This window comes from Verrucomicrobia bacterium S94, assembly GCA_004299845.1.
GTDB lineage: Bacteria > Verrucomicrobiota > Kiritimatiellia > Kiritimatiellales > Pontiellaceae > Pontiella.
In genome coordinates this window covers 243,849-268,747 of sequence record CP036201.1, presented here as the reverse complement: position 1 = coordinate 268,747, position 24,899 = coordinate 243,849, and the positions used below count along the sequence as shown (strand labels likewise).

General features: G+C 52.7%; 30 protein-coding genes. 1 reads left to right on the top strand and 29 read right to left on the bottom strand.

The window, feature by feature from the left end:
* Positions 1–5 precede the first annotated feature (5 nt).
* The 12 genes from EGM51_01150 to EGM51_01095 all read right to left on the bottom strand — a co-directional run bounded on the left by EGM51_01150 (position 6) and on the right by EGM51_01095 (position 9,849).
* Positions 6–599, bottom strand: coding sequence for a hypothetical protein (locus tag EGM51_01150; GenBank protein ID QBG46085.1), 594 nt, complete (start codon positions 597–599; stop codon positions 6–8).
* A 9-nt stretch (positions 600–608) separates the two neighbouring features.
* The gene (locus EGM51_01145; GenBank protein QBG46084.1) at positions 609–2,177 is read right to left on the bottom strand and encodes a phage tail protein; all 1,569 of its coding nucleotides are present in this window, start codon (positions 2,175–2,177) and stop codon (positions 609–611) included.
* Entirely contained in the window at positions 2,177–3,586 is a 1,410-nt protein-coding gene (locus EGM51_01140) for a baseplate J protein (protein ID QBG49216.1), read from the bottom strand. Before EGM51_01140 ends, EGM51_01145 begins: the two co-directional genes overlap by 1 nt.
* 305 nt (positions 3,587–3,891) lie before the next feature.
* Complete coding sequence (locus EGM51_01135) at positions 3,892–4,317, bottom strand: baseplate protein (GenBank protein ID QBG46083.1); 426 nt, start codon at positions 4,315–4,317, stop codon at positions 3,892–3,894.
* Positions 4,314–5,177, bottom strand: a complete 864-nt coding sequence (locus tag EGM51_01130) for a hypothetical protein (GenBank protein ID QBG46082.1) — start codon at positions 5,175–5,177, stop codon at positions 4,314–4,316. The genes EGM51_01135 and EGM51_01130 overlap by 4 nt, the downstream gene beginning before the upstream one ends.
* A 24-nt stretch (positions 5,178–5,201) precedes the next feature.
* The gene (locus EGM51_01125; protein QBG46081.1) at positions 5,202–6,191 is read right to left on the bottom strand and encodes a hypothetical protein; all 990 of its coding nucleotides are present in this window, start codon (positions 6,189–6,191) and stop codon (positions 5,202–5,204) included.
* Positions 6,188–6,484 carry a hypothetical protein gene (locus tag EGM51_01120; protein QBG46080.1) on the bottom strand — a complete coding sequence of 99 codons (297 nt, stop codon included), beginning with the start codon at positions 6,482–6,484 and terminating at the stop codon, positions 6,188–6,190. Before EGM51_01120 ends, EGM51_01125 begins: the two co-directional genes overlap by 4 nt.
* Positions 6,485–6,502: 18 nt before the next feature.
* Positions 6,503–6,769, bottom strand: a complete 267-nt coding sequence (locus tag EGM51_01115; GenBank protein QBG46079.1) for a PAAR domain-containing protein — start codon at positions 6,767–6,769, stop codon at positions 6,503–6,505.
* Entirely contained in the window at positions 6,766–7,134 is a 369-nt protein-coding gene (locus EGM51_01110) for a hypothetical protein (protein ID QBG46078.1), read from the bottom strand. The genes EGM51_01115 and EGM51_01110 overlap by 4 nt, the downstream gene beginning before the upstream one ends.
* A gap of 11 nt (positions 7,135–7,145) precedes the next feature.
* Positions 7,146–8,165 (bottom strand): baseplate assembly protein V, encoded by a 1,020-nt coding sequence (locus EGM51_01105; GenBank protein QBG46077.1) that lies wholly within the window; start codon positions 8,163–8,165, stop codon positions 7,146–7,148.
* Positions 8,162–8,572: a DUF1353 domain-containing protein gene (locus tag EGM51_01100; protein QBG46076.1), complete on the bottom strand. Its 411-nt coding sequence runs from the start codon at positions 8,570–8,572 to the stop codon at positions 8,162–8,164. Before EGM51_01100 ends, EGM51_01105 begins: the two co-directional genes overlap by 4 nt.
* A gap of 11 nt (positions 8,573–8,583) precedes the next feature.
* The gene (locus EGM51_01095) at positions 8,584–9,849 is read right to left on the bottom strand and encodes a phage late control D family protein (protein QBG46075.1); all 1,266 of its coding nucleotides are present in this window, start codon (positions 9,847–9,849) and stop codon (positions 8,584–8,586) included.
* A 139-nt stretch (positions 9,850–9,988) separates the two neighbouring features.
* On the opposite strand from EGM51_01095, the gene EGM51_01090 reads away from it, so the two are divergent.
* Positions 9,989–10,411: a hypothetical protein gene (locus EGM51_01090; protein QBG46074.1), complete on the top strand. Its 423-nt coding sequence runs from the start codon at positions 9,989–9,991 to the stop codon at positions 10,409–10,411.
* A 4-nt stretch (positions 10,412–10,415) separates the two neighbouring features.
* On the opposite strand, the gene EGM51_01085 is transcribed toward EGM51_01090, so the two are convergent.
* The 17 genes from EGM51_01085 to EGM51_01005 form a co-directional block, all read right to left on the bottom strand.
* A complete protein-coding gene (locus tag EGM51_01085; GenBank protein QBG46073.1) occupies positions 10,416–10,706 on the bottom strand; it encodes a hypothetical protein in 291 nt (96 codons plus the stop codon).
* Positions 10,703–11,173 (bottom strand): hypothetical protein, encoded by a 471-nt coding sequence (locus EGM51_01080; GenBank protein ID QBG46072.1) that lies wholly within the window; start codon positions 11,171–11,173, stop codon positions 10,703–10,705. The genes EGM51_01085 and EGM51_01080 overlap by 4 nt, the downstream gene beginning before the upstream one ends.
* A gap of 8 nt (positions 11,174–11,181) precedes the next feature.
* Positions 11,182–14,508 carry a phage tail tape measure protein gene (locus EGM51_01075; protein ID QBG49215.1) on the bottom strand — a complete coding sequence of 1,109 codons (3,327 nt, stop codon included), beginning with the start codon at positions 14,506–14,508 and terminating at the stop codon, positions 11,182–11,184.
* A gap of 142 nt (positions 14,509–14,650) precedes the next feature.
* Positions 14,651–15,328 (bottom strand): hypothetical protein, encoded by a 678-nt coding sequence (locus tag EGM51_01070; protein ID QBG46071.1) that lies wholly within the window; start codon positions 15,326–15,328, stop codon positions 14,651–14,653.
* Positions 15,329–15,342: 14 nt separating this feature from the next.
* Complete coding sequence (locus tag EGM51_01065) at positions 15,343–15,804, bottom strand: phage tail protein (protein QBG46070.1); 462 nt, start codon at positions 15,802–15,804, stop codon at positions 15,343–15,345.
* A gap of 12 nt (positions 15,805–15,816) precedes the next feature.
* Positions 15,817–17,382 carry a phage tail protein gene (locus EGM51_01060; protein ID QBG46069.1) on the bottom strand — a complete coding sequence of 522 codons (1,566 nt, stop codon included), beginning with the start codon at positions 17,380–17,382 and terminating at the stop codon, positions 15,817–15,819.
* A gap of 2 nt (positions 17,383–17,384) precedes the next feature.
* A complete protein-coding gene (locus EGM51_01055; GenBank protein QBG46068.1) occupies positions 17,385–17,627 on the bottom strand; it encodes a hypothetical protein in 243 nt (80 codons plus the stop codon).
* The gene (locus tag EGM51_01050; GenBank protein QBG46067.1) at positions 17,624–18,187 is read right to left on the bottom strand and encodes a hypothetical protein; all 564 of its coding nucleotides are present in this window, start codon (positions 18,185–18,187) and stop codon (positions 17,624–17,626) included. Before EGM51_01050 ends, EGM51_01055 begins: the two co-directional genes overlap by 4 nt.
* Positions 18,188–18,327: 140 nt before the next feature.
* Positions 18,328–19,284, bottom strand: coding sequence for a cation transporter (locus EGM51_01045; GenBank protein QBG46066.1), 957 nt, complete (start codon positions 19,282–19,284; stop codon positions 18,328–18,330).
* A 20-nt stretch (positions 19,285–19,304) separates the two neighbouring features.
* Positions 19,305–19,583 (bottom strand): transcriptional regulator, encoded by a 279-nt coding sequence (locus tag EGM51_01040; protein QBG46065.1) that lies wholly within the window; start codon positions 19,581–19,583, stop codon positions 19,305–19,307.
* A gap of 79 nt (positions 19,584–19,662) precedes the next feature.
* Positions 19,663–20,148 carry a hypothetical protein gene (locus EGM51_01035; GenBank protein QBG46064.1) on the bottom strand — a complete coding sequence of 162 codons (486 nt, stop codon included), beginning with the start codon at positions 20,146–20,148 and terminating at the stop codon, positions 19,663–19,665.
* On the bottom strand, positions 20,138–20,497 hold the full coding sequence (locus EGM51_01030; GenBank protein QBG46063.1) for a hypothetical protein: 360 nt from the start codon (positions 20,495–20,497) through the stop codon (positions 20,138–20,140). The genes EGM51_01035 and EGM51_01030 overlap by 11 nt, the downstream gene beginning before the upstream one ends.
* Entirely contained in the window at positions 20,488–20,958 is a 471-nt protein-coding gene (locus EGM51_01025; GenBank protein ID QBG46062.1) for a hypothetical protein, read from the bottom strand. Before EGM51_01025 ends, EGM51_01030 begins: the two co-directional genes overlap by 10 nt.
* Entirely contained in the window at positions 20,945–21,286 is a 342-nt protein-coding gene (locus tag EGM51_01020) for a hypothetical protein (protein QBG46061.1), read from the bottom strand. Before EGM51_01020 ends, EGM51_01025 begins: the two co-directional genes overlap by 14 nt.
* Before the next feature lie 17 nt (positions 21,287–21,303).
* Complete coding sequence (locus tag EGM51_01015; GenBank protein QBG46060.1) at positions 21,304–22,167, bottom strand: hypothetical protein; 864 nt, start codon at positions 22,165–22,167, stop codon at positions 21,304–21,306.
* Positions 22,168–22,183: 16 nt separating this feature from the next.
* Complete coding sequence (locus EGM51_01010) at positions 22,184–22,549, bottom strand: hypothetical protein (protein ID QBG46059.1); 366 nt, start codon at positions 22,547–22,549, stop codon at positions 22,184–22,186.
* Between the two features lie 17 nt (positions 22,550–22,566).
* Positions 22,567–24,897, bottom strand: coding sequence for a DNA methyltransferase (locus EGM51_01005; GenBank protein ID QBG46058.1), 2,331 nt, complete (start codon positions 24,895–24,897; stop codon positions 22,567–22,569).
* Between the last annotated feature and the right edge of the window lie 2 nt (positions 24,898–24,899).

Here is a 24,899-nt window from a genome sequence, read left to right as displayed (position 1 = left end):
GCTCCTTATAAAATGGGGTTTTCGGTTCCGGTGAGACGCAGTTTGATGTCGGTTTTGTTTTGGACGGGGGTGTTGGGAAGCACGGTGCATCGTCGCCAGAATGAAATCGTTTGGTCGTGGGCTTTGGCTCCAAGGTTGAGCGGTGCGCTTTGCGTGGCGGCATCGAGTTCGGCTTGTGTCAGCGCGAGCTTGTACCAGACCGATTCGTCCGTTTCGAATTCGTCAATCGGGTCCATGACCAGCCCGGTGTAATCGTAGCCAGAATAGACGACGGCTTCGTCAGCGTGAGCGGCGGCTACGGTATTGGAAACCGCACGGCGCACGGTCAGCGAGGTGGTTGCTCCCCCAGAGAGGATCTGCATCTGTTCGGTTCCGATAATGATAAATTCCGCATCGACAAAGCGAGGTTCCTCCAGTTCGATGACCGTCTGACTATCGTCAATCGGTGCGGCCAGTTTGGATTGTTCGTTGGCCACGAAGATCTGGCGGTCTTTAATTTCACCGTCGGTGCCGTTATAATTATCGGTGTCCGGATTGCTGAAATCGCCTTCCGAAATCTGCTGAGTCAGTTGTTCGTCAAGATATAGGTGAATTGCCATGATGCCTCCTTAAGCAGGCCATTTCGTTACGGTGTATTGATTCGTTGCACTCTCTACAGAGGCGGTTTGTTCGTCGTTTAAATCCCGCTGACGGAACAGCCAGCGATATCCGGGTTCCGTGCGGCGGAAGCCCGATTGGTTGAGTTTTGCCCGCCCAACCTTGAGTGGTCGTGAACGGTCTACGGAAAGACGCAGAGCCGTCGTATTCAGAGCACATTGGTTCAGGCTCATGGGCGAGACCCGGGTGCGGTCGAAATTCGTGTCCGTGTAAACTTCCAGCGTTGCCCGCTCTTCGGTCAAATTCACATTGCTCAAACGACGGGAGTTCAGTGTGTTTGCGTTGAGACCGAAGGAGGGTTTGCGGCTGCACCACCGATTCAACAGATCCGTTGCCTCGGTCACTTCGGCCTGACAGGCAACGGATGCAATGAGGTGGATTCCGGTACCGGTGACCATGCTGTTGATCAGAATCTCACGATTGAGGGGAGACTGCCCGAGTTTAAAGCGGGGCTGAGCATTTGCTTCACAACGGATTCCAAGCACCTGTTGGTTCGGCAGTACCAGCGAGGATTCGGCCTGCAAAACGGAGAAGATATCTTTCTGTCGAAAACAATAACGCACCTCAGCCTCAGCAAAGGGAATCTTTCGTTGATTCAAATGGTTTTCGGATAAGCGGAATCCTACCTCGGCAATGTCGGCCCAATAGTTGCGCCCTGTGTAAATGGGATTGCAGAACGAGAGTCGATCCTCGCGGACTGAAAGGTTCGGTGTTTTTACTCGGTTCAACCGTTTAGTATTCAGACGGAGTCTGTCCTGACGGCCATGGAAGCGAGATACCTTATTGGCGGCCCGGTCGATCTCCGGAGCCATTTCAACCGTGCTGGTCAACTGCAGCACGTTAAATACCTGCTGCTTATTGGTCAGGTGGTCGCAGGATCCAAGTTGGCTGCGGCCCAACACAAAGGAGTCATCCAGAAAGGCCAGTGCCACACGGCGGATATGCGCTGCGTTCTCAAATTTCAAATCGGTGGTCAGCTCAATAAAACTAGCCAGCCATTGAAGGAAAAATGCTCGGGTTCCTGCTGGGTGATGAAAATTCAGCGCCTCACGAACACCTTCTGCCAGATTAAAGCTGTGGACTCGGTAAGCGCCCAGACTGAATACCTGACCGGGCAAACGGGCCGCGTTTAACCGGGAGCGGGCATTCAGGCGCAATGCCCGACGGAAGGTCTCCTCGATATTGCCTTCCCATCCAATAGCGGAAAGGCTTCGATCCATTGCCGGGAGCGTTCCTTTTCGGCGATAAATTTCGATGGATTCACGAATTAGGCGACGCTGGTTGTTCGGCGCATCGGTTCCATCGTAAGTGTGGCCGACCAAATACGCCAGTAGCGGAAGGAACCGCTCATCGCAATGATCCACATCAAAAATGCCGGGCAAACGGTCGATGGAAGCCTTCAATTCATCAAGCGTTTCTGCCGGTAACGAAAGAAAGGTCTGCAGGTCGCGGTCTTCATCCGCATCTGCATAAAGCGGCGGAAGCAGATCAATCAGGTTGCGCTGGAACCATTCCGTCATTATTCCGCCCTCCGGATATCGAGCGTCACGGTGCCAAGCACAGGGATTTCACCGCGTTTCAGTTCCATGTCAGTCGGAGGCGTGTGCAGATGAAGGTGGCTGACTCCTGGAACGCCATCAATCAGGGCAACCAGATCCGAGGTGTGGATAGCCTGCTCAAAATTGACTCGGTCAAAGGAAAAGAAGTCAGCCAGCGCGGTTTCGATTCGACGTTGAATGGCTGCGAGATCTTCGCCCGGCCACACATAAACGGTGCAATCAATGGGAATGGGAAGATAGACCGGATCAAACAACTTAACTTCAACCGTTGCCACTTTCCGGCGTTCCAGAAACTCGGCCAGATCGAGTTTTAACAATCCGGAAGGCAGCCCGCCACCATTGGGGGCAACAGCCAGATGCACGGTGTAATAACGAATATTCTGGCAATCGTTGGTGTCGAGCACCTTGGCTTTGGCCACACCGGGGAAGCCTTCTGCCAATGCCTTGTAATCCTGAAGCGTGATGGCCTTCCACAGCGTACTGAGCTCGGCGGGAGCTTGGACTTTGGCATGCTGGATGGTTTCCCGCGATGAACCGCCTGTTGCCGCCACCGGATTGGAAATGTTCAGGGGAACCTGCACGCTTTCATGGTAGATCGGCGTTAGCAGTTGTGTGATCCGCTTGGGAGCAATGTTTCCGTCTGCGCCGAGACTCTCAAGCCAGCTGACAGAAATGGTTTTCCCGGCGGGCGGGACGGCTCCAAATTGCCCATCCCCGAAAGAAATCGTGGTGACATCGAGTGCCGTACAGTCGGTGATAAAGTGAAAGCTGTCTGCGTCGCTTTCCTGAAAATGGCGAACTTCCATCCATGGCTTACCATCAATTTCTACACGGATGGTTCCCTGAGCAATGGCCTTGCCGGTCAGCTCAAACTGCTGCCACGGTTGCCCGGTTGCTTCCAGCTCCTGGACTTTCCGAATCCCTTGTCGAGCGAAAGCCTCAACCGAATGTTCTCCCCGGGGGATGAATACGCTGTCGGCTGTTTCAAAATCGATGTGGCCGTCCTCAACCAAAGCACGACATGACGTTCCCCTCGGGATGGTCAGATCAAAATCCAGCGTGTCCGGCAGGAAAAATAGAATGGTTGTGGTGGAGGATGCCGGGCCGTCCAGCCGATAACCAATGTGCTTGCAAAGGTCGATCACACTCTGACGCTGACGGGCGGTCGGCAAAAAAGCCTCGGCAGCCTGCGCGTCCAGATAATAAGCCAGCATGTCGCCGACCCCGCAGAAGAGATCCAGTAGTACAATGCCGAGATCGGAAGGATTGAAATCCGTCCACCGATTCGTCAACTGCGGCACTTTGGCCAGCAGTTCCTGCCGGATCGATTCATAATCCTTATTGCTATATTCAATGCTTGCTCGACTCATCATTCCTCCGTCTCGGGTTACTTACCGGAAACGGAATGGATGTGTCGGAGGGCGGACGTGGGTTTCTATGACGCGCTGGTTTGTTGTCCCGCTTCGTAAGCGGCCTGTAATGCATTTTTGAGGTTCCAAACGCTGATATCGTGGAAATCAAGGGTGTCAGATTTGCGCTCGGCGAGGGTTTCAATGTCGAGGTGGTCGCGAGCAATCTTTTCGAGTAATTCGTTGGTATTCTTCATGTTGCAGCTCCTTGTTTTTACGACTCACACATTAGCAACACGTTGGACACCATCAAGTTAAGTGTCGGGTTATATTTCCACTTCTTCACGAACAAAGGGATACACCAAATTTCCCTCCACTTGAGTGCGGATGACTCGATAGGAGATAATGATTGGAAGCAGATGGTTGTCGGTATTTTGGCTGGAGTCATCAAAGGAAACGTCGGTAACGATGACACGCTTTTCCCAATGGCGGATCGCGTCATTTACGTGGTGGCGGATGAGACCTTTCAGCACGGAATCGTTCTGTTCAAACACCAGATCCTTCAGCTTTGATCCGAATTCCGGATTCATAAACCGTTCGCCGGGTCGGGTGCCGAGAATTTGAATGATGCTCTCGCGGATGTGTTCGTGTTCTCGCACGGTTGAGGATGAGACATCTACTCCGCCAGAGCGCGTATTAAAGCTGAATGGAAATTTCAGCCCCGTTCCTAGAAAATCATGGTTGTCACTCATCGCTCGCAGAACCTCTCTTTTTCGGAATCAGGTAATACCTCAGCATCGCCGTGCGGAAATCGAATGATCAGATCGATGCCGCTTTTCAGTGAGAGACGGATGGTACCGTCGTTTTCAATCAGCCCACCGTGGCCACTGTCGGCACAGGTGAAGCCTTTTGATCCATCCGGCAACACGCGCATGGATGATTCCGCGCCCACGCTCGAAATGCTCTCCAGCCCCAACAGATCAATGGTGCCGGAGGGATTGATAACCGAAAGCGCTTGAGCCGATTGGTCCAGTAGGAGGCGGTATGGCGGCAGTTCAATGCTGAAACGATTCTCAGCAAGCTGGGAAACATGGGCGGTTGACGGCAAGCCTTCGATGCCCGCCTGTGCTGCTGTAGTTTTTATCCAGTCACCCTGCAGCTCAAAGGCTTGTCCGGGAGTGATCTCAACCCAAGCCCCATTGTCAGGGATCACTTGCCGAGCTTCGCCGTCCACGATTACAGCAAGTGTATGGTCGGCATTGGTTTTTAAGATCACGCCGTCCGACAGCGTGAAGAGCCGGTTCCCGTCGGGGAGATCGCGAATATTTGTTCCGGTTGGCATGTCAACGAACGGATAAAAATCGGGCGCTGGCTCGGTTGTGATCCGGCTCAGATAGTCCTGTGTATTTTGTTTGTGTGCTTCCAACGCCTCCTGAGCCTGCTGTTGCAGCAGTTGTGACGCGTTGTATGAAGCCTCGAGCAGCGTCCTTATTCCGGCAATTTCGGTGTGAATGCCGTGCAGGCAAACCGCCAGCGTGTTCAATATATAATGATTTTCGCCGGAATCGGTCTGCTCAATCAATGGCCCAGTGGGTTCTTCTTCTGAGATCATGTGTTCTCCTATAGCCCAACATCATTAGATATTGGATTCAAATTCCATTTCATTCAGAGGCGTGATGACTCCGGTTGCGCCGTCAATTTCGAATACGTTCCAGAGTGTCCCGGGCTGATCGGGCACATTGAAAGTTAGTTCCTGACCATCGTGAAAAAAGAGCTTCACCGTCGCATTCGAATTCGCCAGCCCAGTGCTGGTTGACGAATTCCTGTTCGTATAGTCGTGAACGCTGTAGAGATACGTCCCTGCTACCAACCGGAGCATCGTGATCGTTTCCGGTCCATACGATGACGTGTCGTCGACATCCAACTCGCCGCAATCTTCCACATAGTCATCTGAATAGGAGACATGAAAGCTTCCTCCTCCAGGTCGGGGGCCTCGCAGGTGGGAATCCAGATCTCGGGGAGTTTCTCCCCACTGCAAAACAATACGGGCCACCTGACCGTTTAGTTCGGGAGACATCACGATGTGCTGACCAATACTCCCACTGGCCGCGACACTGATTAGTCCGGTGGAGCTGATATAATTCTGGGCGGTTGCCTCGTAAATATAGACTCCTTCATAAAGTTCCACCTCATATTCACCCCGACTGTCCGTGATTTGCTGAGCGACAATCGATCCCCCTGAATTGCGGCGAATGGTCATCAAAACACCGGCAACTGCATTTGTGCTCAAGGCATCAATCACAGAGCCTTGGAGTGTCACATTTTCGCCAAGATCGAGAACGTAGTCGGGATGATTGGCGAACCAAGACGAATCACGCACTTCCACCTGCAGGTAACGCAGGGTATTTCGATTTTCACTGTCCCGCACCATGATCATTGCATTTCCGACCTCCATTCCGGCGGTCAGCACACCATCTTCAGAGACCTCTGCCACGGCAGGATTGGAGGATTCAAACTCCACCGACCGCTCCGAACCCCGCATCGACAGCGGAATAAACTGCATCTCATCGCTCTTTGAAAAACGAATGCTCTGAGGGAAAATATCCCAGTAATTCAACTCACTCATGTTGGCAACGCTCCACTGCTGATCGGTGCGCCGTAGACCTCCACCTGCACATAACGGATGCTATCCAGTTCCTCAGAGCGGCAGATCGTCAGAACCGCCGCACCGGGCTGCATACCACAGATCACAACGCCGGATTCATCCACATCGGCAATCAAGGGGTTGGATGAAAAAAACAGAGGCGCCTCCACATCGCCCCGTAACGAAAGCGGAATGGACTGAGGCAGATCGGATGTGGAAACACGGATCAGTTTCGGGAAAACATCCCAGTAAACAATGGATGGCGGTTGATTCATGGTTGCTGACTCCTGATGTTAACTAAGCAAATCGTCTGGGCTACCCGCGACAATTACAGCTCCACAGCCACATTGATCGCCGAGTCGAGCATTGGGTTTGCCTTCGGTCAGCGTAGTTGTGCTGCCGGTTACGATGGGCGTAACTCCGTGACCGGGAATTGGGCAAACGTGTAGATCGCCCATGCGGGCAACAGGGATGCCGTTCACCATGGTGCGAACGGCGGCTGAAATGATAACACCGCCGTGACTACTGCTGTCTCCTAGACGTGCCTGCGGTGCGCTCATGATTTCAACTTCATTATTAGATTGATGAGATAACCAATCAGCCCGCCGACAGCGGTACCGATCCCCAATGCGAGACCGAGCACTTTCCACATGGTATCCACACCCACTTTTGTGCTGATACGGCTGTGCAGACGGTCGATCTCTTCTGCATGGCGATGCAGGTCCGAATGAATACCGCGCACCAGTACATCCACATTTTCCTTATCGGATTTCTTCTCGATTTCGCGTTCGATCTTTTCGAGACGATCCTGAATTTCCTGACGATGGGTTTCGAGAATACCGCGAAATTCCGTTCGCCATGTTTCAAAAGTGCGGGCCAGTAGTTCTTCTGACGCGCTTAGTCCGCTTGGTTTAGTTTCGTTCATTTAAACACTCCTTATGGGTTAATCAAAACTTGGCTGGTGGATTGGATGATGATGTTGCCGCCGACTCCATCCATAAAAATGAGGCTGCCCGCTTTGTCGGTTGCGCTGATGCTCTCCGTGCCCGAGGCGGCGTTGAGCGTGACGGTTTGTTTTGCTTTATCACTCAGACGGATCATTTCCCGGCCCGCAGTGGAGTCGATCAGGATTTCCTGAGTACCGTTAAGCCCCCAGATGTGGACCTTTTCGCGCCCCTTGGTGGTATCGATCAGAATCTTTTGCCAGCGGGAGCGGCCTTTGTCGCAGGAAAGAATGTGGACCTTTTCCTCATCCTGCCACGCTTCTAAAACTATCTTCTGGCGACAGAGATCGGTCAGTTGAATTCGCGCCTTTGCATCGACAATCTGGGATGAAATGTCGAGCTGGTCGCCGCGTTCAGCATCTTTAGTTCCGCGCTTGAGGGCATTGCCTTGCTGCATCTCCGACTTTACTTTGGCCTCCATCGTGAGGATTTGACCGGCGCGATCAATCAGGCGCATCAATTCATCACCATCACGGTCATCGGCGAGAATGGTGTGGCCGGTCTCCGTTTTCAGAAGCACCCGGAAGCGCGGACAGTAATATTCCGGATGGTTATGATATTTTTTATGTTCGAGGTGATCGTGCGGATGCGCTTGGTGTTCCTGCTGGTCCTCGCAATCTTTACAGAATGCACTGCTGCAGGTGCGCTTGGATTCCTCCGGTTGCTCGCCGGGATTGCTTCCCGCCAGCCATACACCACTCCAAATTGGGTATTGAACGATGCCGCCTTCAAACTCTGCCCAGACCGACGCACCTTCTTCCGGTACGAGGAACATGCCGCAATCGTCGTTCCCACCATACGGGAAACAGGGAGCGGCCCAGTCTGACCAATTGTCGCGGCCAGTGCCCAACACAGCGGGGATTTCGAGCCGTACCCGTCCCAACCGTTCAGGATCATGGTTATCGCGCACGAACGCGCGATATTTGCCGTAATACGGCTTGGTTGCAGTCATCGGTTTTGACTCCGGAACCTTTTCCAAGAAGCCCAGCCACCGAGGCGAACTGCTCGGTACATCAGACGGCGTTTCCAGAGCGGCACCCCGAGCCGCTTCATCAAGTCCAGGAATATACGGTCGGCCTCATAACGGGTGATCGATGCGGTTGCATAAAGGTAGTCATGTACCACCGCCGCAGCAGAATAGCGCCCCCATGGCGGAATGATTCGCCAGAACAGGCGGGGAACCGATGCAAAGTCGGTCTCGAATCCGGCGGGAACTGTGATCATTCGCCCAACGGCCAACGTCACCTTAAAGTTATTCGTTAGACGGACGCACCGCCCACCGGGCAACAGTTCCACCTGCAGCGAATCATTAAACCCAATAAGAGAGCCAGTCGTTATAATTTGTTGAACATTCTCCATGTCATATACTCCTATGTGATTGCGCCAGAATCCGCGTTGACCGTGACCATCGCCGGGGCATCGGGTTGTGGGGTTGCGGAACCTTCTTGATCGTTGGTTTTGCCCGTGGTCAGCACCGACTTATCGCCAGCCCCTTTACCCAGAGCATTTTTCTTGAGTTTGAGTTCGCAGGAGTAGCCGGATGAACCAAAGCTGTGGCGGACGGAGTTGCAGTAATACACACCAGAAAACTTCCGACCTACGCCCTTAACCTCCACGTTATTTTTCGCCCGTAAGCGGGGAATGCCGATGGTCACGGCAGTCGCTTCCACCTGCTTAAGTTCGGCTTCCCTGAATTTCCCCTCGGCCACGTCCTGTGCGGGTTCCTGCGCCGGTTCTTCATGAAAGCCCTCGGAACGCTCAAAACTCGGCACAACAGCACCGGTCTCCTGCTCTTTGAATCGGCCTTCGCCCGTATTGCCGTCCACCAGATAGGTCTGCTTGCCCAGCGATGTTCGCTCAGGAGTGGTTTCATTGTTGGCTTTATGCTCCACCGCTTCTTTTTTGCGGGGATCCACGCCGACTGTTTTTATTTCGACGCCCGCGCCCTTGGCTCCCTGCGACTGCGTCTCCGGACGAAATGAGCGCAGGACGCCTTTTTGATCCGTGAAGTATTCCAGAGTCAGAGACGGAGTTTTATCCAGCTCCCGGGGGTGGAAGTGCAATTCATCATCCTGCACAAAAAAGCTGTATCCCGTAATTCCCTGACCGTTCTGATCGCGGGCTTTACTCGCCAGCTCCTTCAGGAAAATGGCGTCGGATTGATTGCTCTGTATGACACGCAAGTGATATCCAACGGTCGGTGTAACGACGGGGCTGAGTGCGTTCGCGGCGGCGATCTGTTCGGCAATTTCGGAGTAGAGAATGCCTGGAGCTGGTTTTTGCCAGACCTTTTGATTTTCTTTCCCTGCGAGTTTGAACCCTTTGTCATAGGCTTTTATGCGAATGGTGGGCGCACCGCCTTCGGGGAAATCGTAGTCGATATCTTTGATGACCGCCTTTTTGCGGGGAGACAGGTTCCCGACATAACCGAAACGGGCAATGATCTCGTTTCCTTCCTGAAAGAGCGGGTCATCGACAAACTGCAGGTTGCGGTTGCTGATCGACAACTCCAGCACATCCAGCTCCTCCTCGTTGTCGGTAAAAACAAACGAGGTGATTTCCTGCGTGATGTCTTTGGAGAGCGATTGCCCTTCAATCTGAATCAAATAGGTTGGTTTAAAAGTATCGAGTTCCATGCACGTCTCCGGTCGTTCTCTGCTTACTTACCGGAAACGGAAGAGATGTGTCTGAATACAATCTCGGGCTGGTGAACATTGAAAAGAAATGCGTTATTTCATAAGCTCCGCTTTGCTTTCAACAAACGGAGATGTAGGGATGGAACTTCGCGAACAATTAGTTGCAACTGCTTTGGAATGGCAAAAACGCTACGGGGTCGCGCCAGCAATCACTTCAACCGTGTCTGAATATGATGCGGCGATGCTGGTTGGATGCTCAGATGCAGATTATTCCGCTTATATGCAGGACAAAACCGCTGTTTCTAGAGGAAGTGATTTTGTGCATGACGGGAAGAGATATCAGGTGAAAGCGAATCGTCCCAGTGGCAAACCGGGATCAAAGGTGACATTGGTAGGCAAAGCCAGCAACTACGAATGGGATTACCTGATCTGGGTTCTTTACAACACCCAATACGAGATTGAAGAAGCGTGGCTCTGGGATGTTGAGGAATACAAACGACGGTTCGATCAAAAGAAGCGGTTGTCTCCTGCTGATATGCGAGCGGGAGAAGCGCTCCATTAAGTGCTCAGTCCAGAATATGCATATTGACGTGATCTTTCGAGGGGCAACGGAGAACCTGCCCGAGCGCCAACTCCAGCGGGAAAAACAGATCGTTGTAATCGCAGATGATCCACCAGAGCTTGGCATTGCCGAGGTATCGGTGGGCCAGAAGGTCGATCCGATCACCATCAATGACGGTATGAAAACAGTCGTCGAAACGGGGCGTGGTATCGATTCGTCGACGCATTCCGAGCGAATCGCCGTCACTGCTTTTATAGAGAATCGATTGGGCGTAACGGGAATCTTTGCGAATCATGAGCGCACCTCCGATCCGTTGACGGATTGATCAACGTATTCTTCAAGCGTGATATCCACCTCGGCCCGTTGCGGAGCAAGATTGGTCTGATCGAATAACCCGAAATAGCGGGCCTTTACGGATCGAACGATACAGGTCACGCCGGGATAAAGATCGCCGAAAATGAGAATCACACGGTGCGGGGCATTTTTAAGCATGCTTCCGGCGTGCTCCGGATATTGCAGGGAGCGAAGCCAGTCGACCTTCTGCTTTACCGAATCTTTGAATAGCTCGATCTTGAAAACGATCCGACGCGGCTCTCCGGCGACATACTGATAGCGTGGATGGCTCATGCCCGGAATTTTGACAGCGGCATAGCTGGTCGACTTTTCGTCGCTGATATTATTCGGGTTATACTGAAACTCCAGTCGCTCACCCGTGTCGGCATCGACCAGATAGCCCTTGATCGGTTGTTTATCCCAACTCACACATCACCTCACAACGTTCCATAATTTCTGATTTTCTGTTCTCGCTGGTTCTTGTAAACCGCCTCGGCGACCTGACGGCCATCGATATGGGTGGCGACCGATACGTCAATCGGGCGTTCAGCCAGCGCATCGATTTTACCCAGCAGAGCTTCGAGCAGTTGCGCGACATCCGGGCGGCTCCCTTCCTGTGCTTGTGGGGTATTGCTGCTTTGCCGAACGGTGGCCAGCTTTTCGGGGTTGTGCTGCCTTGATTCGACTTCCGGCAAACGGATGGGCTGGAATACTTCATTGCCCACGGTGGCCGGTTTGTCGCCCGGGGTTTCGATGGAGGGAATGGCTCCGATCTGCGGGTCTACCTGTGCGGCTACGGCAATTGGATCCGGCGATGGCAACTGAATAGCCGAGGATGAGAGCGTGGTGGTCATCGTATCCGGAATCGCGGAAGCCAACACCGGAGTCAGCATCAGCACTGCCGAAAGCGTCGCAGGAATGATTGATGGCGTTTGCGTTGCGACCATTGGCATGGCTGGTTGAATATTCTTTGTCGACGGCATCGCAGGTTGTGCCGGGCGCGGGAGCATATTTCGCACAAAGTCAGGAATGGGCAACTTCGGCATGACATTACTCAGTGCGGCCTTGATTCGGCTTCCGGCCTGAACCGCACCTTCGGCTAATGCTCCCCAGTTTCCGTTTTTCATCGGAACTGCTAGATGCATCATCGCAGCCTTACCCACATTCCGTATCCCATTCCACGCTCCGGAAAGCGATGCAAGAATCCCTTGGGTCGCGGTTTTGAATATACTGGTGGGCGCGTTCTGCGCGGCGGCCATGCCGCCAGCCAATGTTTCGAGTAATGCTTTTCCTGACGTAGTCAACGTGGAAAGCGGTCCTTCTTTGGCATCAGAAAATGGGAGAAGCTTTCGCAGTTTGCCGAGTGCGTTTTTGAGCATATTGAACGGATAGGTAACAGTCGACCAGATCCCTTTTCCGAGCGTGACGAGCAATTTTTTACCCGCCTCGAAAAAGGTTAGATCACCGGAAAAGAACGCCTTCACGGTTGCAAAGAGATTCCGAATCGTACTGACCAGCGGGAGGTTCATAAAGGTGCTCAGAATGCTGGATCCGATTGCGCTAAAAAATCGTCCAATGCCCCGAAATAATCCGGCAATACCGCTCCAGATACCTTTAATCACATCGAAGGCCCAACGGAACGGTGTCGCCAGAAAACCAAACACCGCACCACCAATGGCCTTCAATCCTTCCAGCAGGGAGACATCACCGGTCAGAATCTGCCAGACCGAATAGATAATCTTTCCGGCAGCCACAAATGCCTGCCCGATCATGCGAACGGGCAGCAGGAATTTGCCGATAAATTTGATCGCGTAAATCAGTGAACCGACGATTACTTTGCCAACCCATACGACGCTCCGCACGACAATGGTCAGCGCCTTGACGATCATCCCGATATTCCACGCGACGATACGAAGTGCATAAGCCAGCCCCTGCATTAACACACCGACAACGGTACCAATAACCGCGCCGAATTTGCGCCAACCTGATCCGTCCGCAGCATTCGCGGTGATACCCAGAATTTCGCCGACGGAAAAGATCGCCTTAAAGAGCGAGCCAAATGCCGAACCCAGCGACTTGGCAACCGGCTCAAGGATCGAACGGATTCGGCTGAAGGCATGAGCAAATGCTCCCCAGAGTCCGGCGAGACCTTCGCGCACCCGGTAGAACACTTTGAATACCGTCACCACGAACCCGAGCAATCCAACCGAGCGCAGCTTTTCAGCCAGCTCCGCCGACATTTGGCCCGTGCCACCGCTGAGGGAGGACATTAAGGATCTGATGCCCGTAAACACCAGTTTGATTTTGTTCCATGCCCCGGAGACCGTATCGCGGATACCTCCGAAGTTGGTCTGCCACGCTTTTTTCAGCAGATAAACCGCCAGCACCACTCCGGCGATCACGGCGGTAACGGGAAAAAAGCTGGCGGCAATGGTTGATCCCATTCCTGCGGCGGCGGTACTGATGGCGAGGAATCCCGCTTTCACCGCCGGAAGCATGAGTCCAACCAGCCCGACCGCCGACGTTACCAGCCCAGCAACGACCAGCACCGCACCGAGTGCCATGGAGAGTGCGAGTATGGCCCGTGTGACTCCAGGCATTGATTTAGCCATTTTCTGAAAATGTAGAATGATGCGCGAGATGCCGTTCATGATCGGTGAGACAATGGGAAGCAGCGTTGCTCCCAATATTTCCAGCAGGTTGGACAGCTGTTGCCGGATCAAACCAAACTGCGCTCCGATGTCCTGATTCATCGCGGAGGCCATCTTTTCGGTGACAACCGTTCCGGTTTTCATAGCATTGCCAACCGCCTGAATATTGCCTTCAAGCGAATCCATGCCCGCCGACATCTGCAGCACAAACTTAACAGCCTCATCGGAGCCAAACGCTTTCTTTAGTTTCACCTGTGCGGCGGCCTGCGACAAGTCGGGGAACTGCTTTTTGATTTCCTGCAAAATCGGCACCACGCCTTTGAGCTGACCGGATGCACCGGTGAAAGACAGCCCCAGCTCATCACCGGCCTCTGCAGCTTTCATGACGAATGCTTTATAAAGCGTTCCGGCCTCGGAACCGGGCATGGTGGTTTGAAGCTGGCCGAGCACTGCCAACTGTTCCTGCAACGGGACTTTGCTCGCCGCCGCGACCGCACCAATGTTCTTGATGGCATCGGCCATCTGGCCGCCATTGGTTTTGAACGAGGCAACGGTCTGCGCCATGGCACCGGAAAAGGCAGTGGCCCATTCCATATCGGTCATGTCAGTCATGATGGGTTTGAAGATACCGTAGGCAGAGGTGAAGGTGCCGACCATCTCCTGCGTAGTCGCCTTGGTGGCCTTGGCGGTGAGACCGGCCATGTCGGTAAAAACGCCGACTGCCTCATCGCTGAGGCTGGAGAGAGCCGACTTTACATCGTAGGTAGCGGTAATGAATTCCGCCTTATTGGATCCGGCCCATTTGTTCGTGAATGATTCGGCGGCGGTCTCGATGGCTCCAAGGTCTTTCACTCCCAACGAGGAAAGCTCGCCCAATGCTTTCTGGGAAGCAGCAGTTGATGCAGCCAACGCGGCGGGGGCGGCCAGAAGCGCAAGACCGGCTCCGGTCATTATCATACCTTTTTGAATGCGATCCAGATTTTTGGTCATGCGCTCGCTGGCCGCCGCGACCGATCCGTCGAGGCTTTCCATGGAATTTTCAATGCGCTGGGCGTTTTGCGAAAAGGCATCCGTCATGGATACCACCAAGCCCAGCCCGAGGTCGTTGCCCATCATGATTTATCCATTTGCTCCCGTTCAAAATCAAGCTGCCGCTCCAAAGCTTCAACAAACTGTTGCCGAAGCTGGAGCGGCAGCACTCTTATTTCCTGATAGCTCCAGTGGAGTCCGCCGTAAGCGAGAAAAAAGCTGTCGCTTACAAGCGAACTCCGGGAAATAAAAAAGCCGCTTCGGATTCCAGTCTGGTACGGATTCGGGTACCGCATCCGTCGCACTCGACTTCCACTGCCGTATCAATCCCCGCATCCACCCGCGCCATCTCCTGACGCAGGGCACTGCGGTCACGCATCGACATTTCAGCAAGGGATTTTTTACTCGGGGCTTTATCATCGATCTCAAGGATTCGAATCAGCATGGCCGAAGAAATATTCGGCTCACGCAGCGCCGCCAGCCGTTTTTCCTTGTGACCATCAAGGAGTCCAAACCGCACCGTTTTATTGGCCCCGGGTAACGTGAATGAAAACTCACGTTCATCGGTGTATGGCGTAACCTTCGAGTCGTCCAGATTGACGGTCACAAAGTTATTCATTCGACACCCGGTGTTCGGACAGGCCAGTTCCAGTTCTACCTCGTCGCCGAGAGAAATCTGGCGCAGCTTGACCAGAGCGAAAAGCCGGTCACCGGACAGTAGTTCCAGCATATCGCTTACGCTCGGTTTGTCGTTATCACCAAGCCGAACGGTGCAATTTTTCAGCACCTGATTGATGGCCTCGCCATTTCGGATGAGGCGCTGATTGGTCAGCAGTTCTTCTTCAACACCGGTCATCTCTTTGAGTTCGATCTCGGTGCCGCTGGGTAATTCAAATGTGTACATGGGTTTACTCCTGATTAAGTCCAGTACTGGTAGCAGAGGGTGAGTTTTTCGAAGGTATTTTCCGTGTTGCCACCTTCGAGCTCGTCATATTCCAAGCCTTTGATCCATGCGCCGTGCAGTGTCCAGCGGCGGGTTTCGTTACCGCTCCGGTCATAACGCACCAGATCGACATCGCGCATATAGTCGGCAGGCAGTCCGCCGGTGACGGCGTTCACGTCGACCTGCTTTTTGACCCATTCGCGGGCCGCTTCATCGGAGCCGTCCTGGAGAATCCCTTTCTCGAGACTGATATCCTCAAACTTCACCCGACCGGCGACTTTTTGATCGAACATCGATCCGGCGGGGGCGAAGGCCACCTCCTCAAATTCAGTTTTCGGCTCCTGTCCCTTGTGGAACAGGGCCACGTCAAAGCCGTTTACCTCGATGGCAAATTGCCAGTTTTGATAGAGGCTCTTGGGCATATTTCCGCTATTCATAATCGGTTCTCCTTATGGGATAAGTTCGCTGAAGACCGCTCCGGTTCCGGAGAGGATAAAGTTGAGTTCGATGAATTCCGCCGTCTTGGTTGGCTTAACGAAGACCCGCGCCATCATTTCGTTCCGGTCGATCACCACGGGTGTATTGGTTTCCTCATCGCACTGGAAGGCGTAATCGTACAGGCCGCCTTTTTCCTTGATGTCCTGCAGGAACGGATTGATTAAACGACCCAACGCCCGCCACGTCTGCGGGTTGTTTGGTTCAAAAACCACGAAACGGGAGGATTCAGAAATCGCCTCTTCGATATACATCATCAGACGACGCACATTAACTCGATCCACAGCCGACGGCTGGCTCTGAAGCGTCTTCTGTCCCCAGATGTTGATGCCGGTGTCGGGGAAGACGGCAATCGTATTGATGCCTTCCGGATACAGCACATCGCGTTCGCCCCGGCTGGTTTTGTAAGCAACAGTCAGTGCGTTGAAAATGCGGCCTCGGTCGATTCCGGCAGGTGCCCACCAGACATGCGTCTTCTGATCGCTTCGCGCACAACACCCGGCCACCGCACCGCTGGGAGGAATATTCTTTTTCTGAGCGGTCACCGGATCACTGATTTCGAGCCATGGATAATAGAGCGCGGCATAGGACGAATTGAACGCCGCATGCGTGTAGGTTCCTTGTCCTTTACGGAAGTTCACCACATCCAATGGCTCCAACATGGGTGGTGCGTCGGCAATGAATAGAAGATCCTTGCGGCTTTCGGCGTAGCCAATCCCTGCATTAATAACCGGAACGGTAGTCACTCCAGGAACCATCAGCAGGTTCAGCGCATCGACTTCATCAAACGCAAAAAGGCCGGTATGCTGGGACGGATCGCCGATATAGTCGGAGTCGGCCATATCCACTACACCGTTTTCTCCGCCGCTCAACGCATAGGTTCCTCCACGAGGCGTTCCCATTCCCGTATCTCCGACAGGCTCCCAAATATCATGAATGGTGATGTAATCGGAGACGCCATTGACGCGCAGTTCCACGAAATCCGTAGCGTTTTCGTCGGAGCTGACATCAGTAAACCGCTCAACGGTCTCGCCTTTGTAGATGACCGAAAGGAGGAACGTACCGCCGGACAGGCCGACGTTTTCAATTTGGACCTCCAGCCGATTGGCCCAGATGCCTTCATTGATTGCAAATACATCATACACCTCCTGCGGTGGGAGCGGGTCCGGATCTCCATTCAAGAGATACATGTCCATTTGGCTGACCAGCTTTGCGGCGGCTTTCTGACCGCTCAGGGTATTGCGGTCCGTTGGATCGGCATAGTGTGCCACCCGGCAGACGTACAGGACAGATCCGCCGTTATCAAAAAACGCCCGTGCCGCATAGGCAAGGTATCCTTCGTTGATGTAGCCGCCAAAGGTTTTCAGGAATTGCTCCCAGCTCGTTACCAGTGTCGGCTTATTGATCGGACCTTTTTCAGCAACGCCCACCATGGCGGCAGACGAGGTGGAGATCTGCTTTACATAAAAACTGAAGTCCGTTTCGCGAGGATAAACACCCGGAGATAGATAGCTCGGCATGATTATTTTCCTCCCTTGGTGGTTTTTGCTGTGGAAGCAGCTTTTGGCTTTTCTGTAGTGAGGGCCGGTTTTTTGGCTGGCTGCTTCTGCAGGCGGATTAGGCCATGCTTTTCAGCCAGCCTGATTTCATGCGACACCTCCTTGTCGGGAATCGCAGTACGCTCACGCGAGCCGAGATGCAGGGTTTTCTCCCCGGCCATATTGAAGGTGAGCGGTTGGAACTGAAGGTTATGGATTTCAATCACAATACATCTCCTTGAGGGTTATAGGTTCGTTTTTCGTTCACGCTGCCGTGAAACTCGAAAGTGCGGTCTTTGATGAGCTGGCCGTTGAGGATCTGGCCGTCATATACCGGGCAGTCCTCGATGCGGATGCGCCCGGCGCTCTGTTTAAGATTGGAAAGATTGACCCGGATCAGGCCGCCAAGCGGCGCGAGTTCGGTCAGGTTGAGGGCACCCTTGTCATCAATCGACAAAACCGGGGTGCATTGAATAAATCGGGAAACCGCTTCGTGAAAATCCAGCAGTTCGGATTCACGGTCCACAGTGATGATGAGGTCGAAGTCCAGGTGGTAGAGGCGCGGGAAAGCACACTCCTCATAGGAGAGGTTTTCGATATCCTTATCTATCAGGCGGCTCAGGCTCCGCCGTTGGCGATTTTCGGTCAGCTTCGGGCCTTGAAGAATCACGCATGGCGTTCGCTGCACCTCAAACAGATCATCAGGCAAAACCAAAACCGCACCCGGATGGATGTCGGCTTTGATCTTTCTGATTAAGGTTTCGGTAACGGTTCGAATGGTGCCCACGGCGCTCTCCAGTTGCTTCTGGAGGGTTACTTACCGGAAACGCCGTGAATGTGTCGGAGAGTTGATGCAAAAAAGGAGAACGGTTTCCTGTTGAGGGGAACCGTTCTCCTTATCAAAGATCTACACTGTAAATCTGAATATTAGATTTGTCTGCACCGGCATGAATCATCAGTGCAGTCATGAATCTCTATTGTTGTATGTTTCAGTTTTGAAAATTCTGATAGGCGCGAATGGTAGTCTTGGGGACTACGCTTTTCTTTTGTGACAATAGTCATTGTGGCGGCAAGAGCGTTTGAGCTAACCGGCCAAATATGGAGGTCTCCAATAATACTGTCTCCATCAGACTGAATCGCCTCGACCACTTCATTATGAAGGTTTTTTTGAGTGTTTCCATCAAGCAGGATGAGTGCGCTGCTCCGAAGCAAACCCCACGCCCACTTGGCAATGAGGACTCCTCCAACGATACCCATAACGGGATCGAGGAAAACCCATCCCAAATACTTTCCTGTAATCAGAGCGATAATCGCCAGAACAGAAGTCAACGCATCTGCAATCACATGCAAATATGCCGCTCGAAGGTTGTGATCATGGTGATGATCATGCTCATGATGGTGGTCATGTTCATGGTGGTGATGGTGACCTTCTTGACCATGGAGCATCCATACGCTTACTACGTTGACAATAAGCCCGACAAGAGCGACTCCAATAGCTTCATTAAATGCAATATTTACGGGGTGAAAAAAACGCTCAACCGACTCAACCATCATATAAATTGCTGTTCCGCCCAAAAACAGAGCGCTTGTGTAAGCGGATAGAATCCCGAATTTTCCGGTGCCAAAACCAAACTTTGAAGAGCCGGAATACTTTCTGGCCATGACATAAGCAAAATAGGTGATTCCCAGCGCAAAAGCATGAGTTCCCATATGCCAGCCGTCTGCCAGCAAAGCCATTGAACCGGTAAAGATTCCAGCAACAATTTCTACACACATCGTTATCCCGGTCAGGATAATTACTTGTAGTGTCTTTTTTTCATTTTCCTGAGCATCACCTTCGAAATTGTGCTCATGATGAAGCTGCTTTAATACGTTTTCGTGCATGATTTATGTCCTTGAGGCAATTATTTGATTTTGCTGAGATGATCGACTAACTCATCTATAAGCTGATCGCTACTGTCATCTTGAAGCGTTGCGTTTTTTATGCACCCTTTCAGGTGGTCTCCAACAATTTGAGTCCAAACACCTTTAATGGCTCCTGATACGGAAACCACTTGACGGAGAACATCGATGCAATCTCGATCATTTTCAATCATTCCACTGAGACCGCGAATTTGACCTTCAATGCGATTGAGCCGCTTGATAAGTCGTTCTTTATTTTGATCTGTTCCACAGAGAGCCATCTGAATACCTTTCCAAATTTAATAGTGTATAGGGGTATACCCTATATTGAGCTAAGCAAATGTCAATCCAGTATTTCCTTTAGAGAAGGGACTGCAGAGCCTCCCGATAATTCTGCTCAATCGCCTTGCGGTGCTTCTGCATAACCGGGTGCAAAAATGGGCGGGCGGGGATAATAATGGTCGCGCCGTTGGGATGGTTGATGGTCGCGCCGTATTCCATTACCGCGCCGATGTTGACCATATCCTCGCCGTCTTTGTTGACGGTGCCTCGGAGCAGGCCGACAAAAGCTTTGTCGGCCATGATTTTCTGGGTGATGGAATTGATCAGAAAGCCGGTGTCGATGAGGGCTTTGCTGGAACCTTTGCGGTCAATGGTGCTGTCGGCCAGTTTGGCGAAGGGTTTGCCGCCAGGAGCCTGACTACGGATACCGCGCTGGATTTCGCGAACAAGGAAAAGGGTGTTGCGAATGGTGGCCTGCTGCAGGGCCGCCGCGATACGGGCACCGAGCGTACCATTGAGTTTGGCCTTTGCCTTATTCCAGTCGCCGGTTCGTTTAACGCCCATGAAGCTTTACCAGTTCAATGGATTGATGGGTGGTCGTGCCGAAAAAATGTTCTTCGGCAATGGTTTGGATCCGATAAACAACATCCTCGATTCGAAGACGATCTTCAGCCAAAACATCGGCATCCGGAAGGACGGAAAGGGTCGCGTCGATTTTACCGCTCAGTTCCTCGGGCGGCGTGTGGACAATTTCCACGGGGATGGTGGCGTTTTCGCTGTAGGATTGGTCATCGCTTCCATACAGGTTTTCTGAGGGCTCCACGCGCAACACAGCGGCGGTAACGCCGGAAGAAACGATCAACTCGCGGACATCACGGACGGCCTGCGCCTTTTCCTGCTCGCTCAGCAGCATTCACAGCCCTCATCCACGCAGATGCCTTGTTCGTAAATGACAGGTTGTAGTCCCGGCGTGATCATGTAGTTATCGTCATTAATCTGAATATCAGGATTTAAAGCTTCCAGTCGACGGTCATATTCAGCTTGTAGATCTAGTTCCAACTTGGCCCAGTGTTCCGGCTGTTTGGATTTGTCGACCTTCTTGTCACCGCTGGAGAAAGAGAAAGCATTGGCCGTGGCCGACCGCATCACCTGACAGGCATGGATCTGGCCCAGCAAAAGAAGCAGCTCTCGCGTTTCTCCCTCTGGATCCGGTGAAATGTTATCTCCGGAAATGGTCAGCGTTAGCTTCGCATCCCGAGAAAACTTATAGACCGCCTTCCGGACGCACCGCTCCAAGGTGTTCTCTTGAAAGAGCGATGCGTCCGGATCGGACAGGTCAATACGAAGATCGCTGATGAGGTCAGTCAGCAACACGTTCGCTTCCCACTTCTTCGAGCCGGTCGCCCAGCGCTTCGAGTACGGTTTTGCGCTTTTCAGTCTGCAGGTACCCTTGAAGCAGATCGGGATCGTCCATTTGATTGACTTCGGCAATGGCTTCAGTTGCGTTCATTGTGCTGAGGTCGACGGATTTTTCTTCCGGAGCCTCCGTTTCTTCCTCTGAACGTTTCACCAGCTTTTGCTTTAGGGCATGCTTGATCTGATCGGTGCGCTGCTCAACGGTGATGGATTCTCCCGGCAGCAGTTTCAGTCCGGCATCCGGAATAATCAGGATGCCGGGGCGTTCATTCTTAATCGTAACCATAATAAAGATCTCCTTTCCTACAGTCCCAGTTTGATTCGCGCCATGATGTCCGGGCGGGTGATGCCCTGACCGATTTCCGACCAGACCAGCCAGCCGGTTTTGAAGCGCGTTTTCTTTTCGACCGACTCCGCTTTGAGCTTTTCGCGGACCGGGAGTTTTCCAACTTCCTTGTCAGGAATGATCAGCACTTCATCCAGCGGCATCGCGGCGGTCAACAGAATGCCTCCGGTACCATAGTTTTTCACCACGCCCTTTTGGCGTAGTTCCAACTTGGTCTGAGGATCGAGATCCCAGCCGCGTAGATCGTTGAAACGGCGACCGCGCAGCACGATATATTTTACCGACAGCTCCAGGTCTTCAATAATAGAGATGGCTTCGTTGAGCGCCTCTTCGGTCAGCGTATTGCCAACTACCTCCACCGTGTTTTCTGGAGGAACCGCAGTGGATAACACGTTGATTGAGCGGCTATCCATCTCTTTCCGAATGGCATCCGATGCGCTGGTCTGAATATCCATCAGCGTGCCGATGTTGCCGTTTTTGAGGACGGAAATGTCGACCATCGGGTTGGAGTGGATTCGGTTGGTCGGGAATTCGACTTCGTCGCTACCGACTTCTTGTTCCTGCGCTTCGCCATCTTTGCTGATCCAGTGGGCCTTAACGGTTGGCTTTTTCTGGTACAGCGGACGCTCACCTTTGGGCAAGGTGTGACGAGTAAGCAACAGGGAGGAAATCTCCTTACGCCGGATTTCCTGCTCAATAGGCGCGGCGATAGCGGCGGCCAATGCCTGCATCCCCTCGGGAGACTCCAGCGCTTCCGTCATCAGTTGCGCCATGGTCTCCATGTATTCCTGACTGTGAATATCAATAAGTTCGTTTTCCATTGAATAGGCTCCTTGGTTAAATCAGCAGTTTAAATTTCAGCACGCCGCTCTGAACGGAGATGGCCTGAGCGATCACATGTTCATCATCGGCAATGTTTCCGCCCTCAAGCGTACCGTGGTCCGAAACTTTCAAATCGTCACCGGGATTGATCGTTCCTTCGAAAACATCGGTTTCATACGTGCCGCCTTTGCAGTGAATGCCGGGCATTTCGCCGTCGGCATAGCTCTTTATCAGCATTCCGAACGAGCGAACTTCCGGATCGGTGTTGACGGCAAATTGGTCGTTTCCGGCCACAGCTACAAACTGACCGATCTCGCCGCTTCCCTGCATGTAGCCATCGCCATATGCGAGGCCGGGATGGGTTGGATTAATAAATGGCATATCGATTCTCCTTGGGGTTAGGCGTTGGTGGTTGCTTCGCTTCCGACGCGGTTGTTATAGGCGGCCATGAAGCCGTTTTTCAGGCGGTCCTCGAGCGAGAGCTTTTGGTCGTCCACATCGTGCGGACGGACTCCGGCGGACGTTCGCATCGGCGAATCATTCGAGGCTTTGGCCTTCTTGGGAGGAGGCTCTTTATCCGGCGGTTCTGTAGTGTTCGTTTTCGCCATTTTTGCATAGGCGGCCTCGGTTGCGGAAAAGGCATCATCCGAGAGTTCGGCCAAACGGTTGAGTTCGTTGTCTCGCTCTTCGCCGAAGTCCATGCCCTGTTTTTCGAGCTTACCGATCAACTGGCTGGCACGAGCTTTGGATGCAGCGGCTTTCTGCTCGGCTTCAAGTTCCTCAATTTTCTTCTGAAGTTCGGATACCTTAGCTTTCAGCTCACGGTTTTCCTTTTCCAGCTCCGCATTCGGCGTTTCTTCCGCAGCTTTGCTTTTCGCGGCATCGGAAGACGACAGATCGGGTTTCTTGTCTTTATCGTCCATTAGGGATTCTCCTTGGGGTTGTTGTTCATCAGATGGATCCTGAACCGACGCCACCTGTAGAATTCGGGCCTGCTCATCGGCTCCTTTTCGGTCGAGAAGGCCTAGTCCGGAAAAGGTGACGCCGTGCAGGATTTCGTAGACGGGTTTGCCGCTCAGTTCGCGGCCTTTAAATTTACGCAGGTGGGTGCAGTAGTCGGCTTTGCTTTTGAATCGCTTGTGGCAGACGGAGCATTCGCCTTCTTCGTAATCACACTCCATCGAAACCTGAGTGATAATGCCGCGCTTCATGAGCTTGTAGGCCAATTGCGCGTTGGGTGTGTCGGCTGCGTAGAGTTCGCCGACACATTCAATGCGCCCGCCTTGCTCATCTTCCTGATAATCTGCGGCGACGATACCGCCCACAATATCGCCAAAATCCTGCGAGTGCTGCAGGTCGACCTTCTTATTGATGGCCGTCATGTGACGTTGGTTTAGTTCTTCCGCAGTAAAGTGATCGCCATTCCGATTGGTACCGGTTCGGCAAAGAATAAAGGTGAACTGGGGATCGCCAGTAGCTCCCATCATCGCCTCTGAGCGCATAGCATCCTCGTCCAAAGCAAGCTCCACCGGAATAGATGTGTGGAAATTCGCAGCGGCGGCCATGGGTTGGGTCTTTTCTTCCGATGCTTTGGCCGAGGCTCCCTTCACGCAAACAAACAGGCGTTCCTTGGCCGATGATGCGGCTCCACGCTTTGCCGTGATTGAATAAGAGTGATCCTTTGACTGCATCCGGGATGAGCGACCGTGCCCCGCAATGATCTTTTTCATCTGCGATTCGTTCGGATGAGCATGGTCGCGATAGGAAATCAGCCAATGTTTGATGTGTTTGGCGTTACCGAGGAACGTTTCAAAAAAGGCGGAGGAGTTGCCTTTAGTAACAGTCTGGTGATCCGTAGAATAATGCTTGGTCTTACTGTCCTTGTTGATTTCAAGGCCTTTCCAGTAGACCATGAGGCCTTCCACAAAGTGATAGGCTTTTTCATAGTTGGTGGTCGAAAATTCAGTCGCATACGGCGGATCAAAATAGGCAAGATCGGCATTCACCTTCGGCAGAATGGCGTTCACATCGCCATGGTGAGCCTTGTTCGTTTTGCCGTTGTCGAATACCAGCGCATTGATTCGCTCCAGATTCTTGCGGTACCGCGCCTTAAACTGTTCGGGCGTATCCTTACGTTGGCCGCCCTCAGCAGAGGATGAAAAGTGCCCGAACCCGCCGCTGGCGCAGGTTTTGCCCAGCGCAAACAATGCGATATCCTTTTTATAGCCGGAAAGTTTGTCGCAGTTGGCCCGAATCGCATCGATCACCCCATGGACACCTTTAACAAAGAAGATGCCCTTAAAATTGTCGCGCACAAAGGTTCCGGCATTGGCGTTGTCGGCAACCAGCGCATCCATTTCAGCTTCGGTCAGGGTGACTGAGCTGTTTTCAACAATCGCCTTTGCCGCATGATGGCAAAAATGAAGCCGGTCGTTGGTGGTTACCTGCATCCCTTTGGATTTGTACATGTAGGCGACGACGGCAGAACCGGAAAAGGCATCCAGTACCGAGCCGACCTTGTCGGGCGTGTTTTTCCAAATCCAATCCACCAGCTTCTGTTTACTGCCGATGTAATTGGTGATGTATTTCGGGCGTTTCCCGGGAGCCTGCTCTTCAGGAGCTGTCTGTTCGGCGGCATCGGTTCCCAATTCTTCGGGATCGATTGCGAGCGCCGCATCTGCTTCTAAGAGAAACGCCAGCCGGTCAAGGTCGGTCGCAAATGTCTTCATTG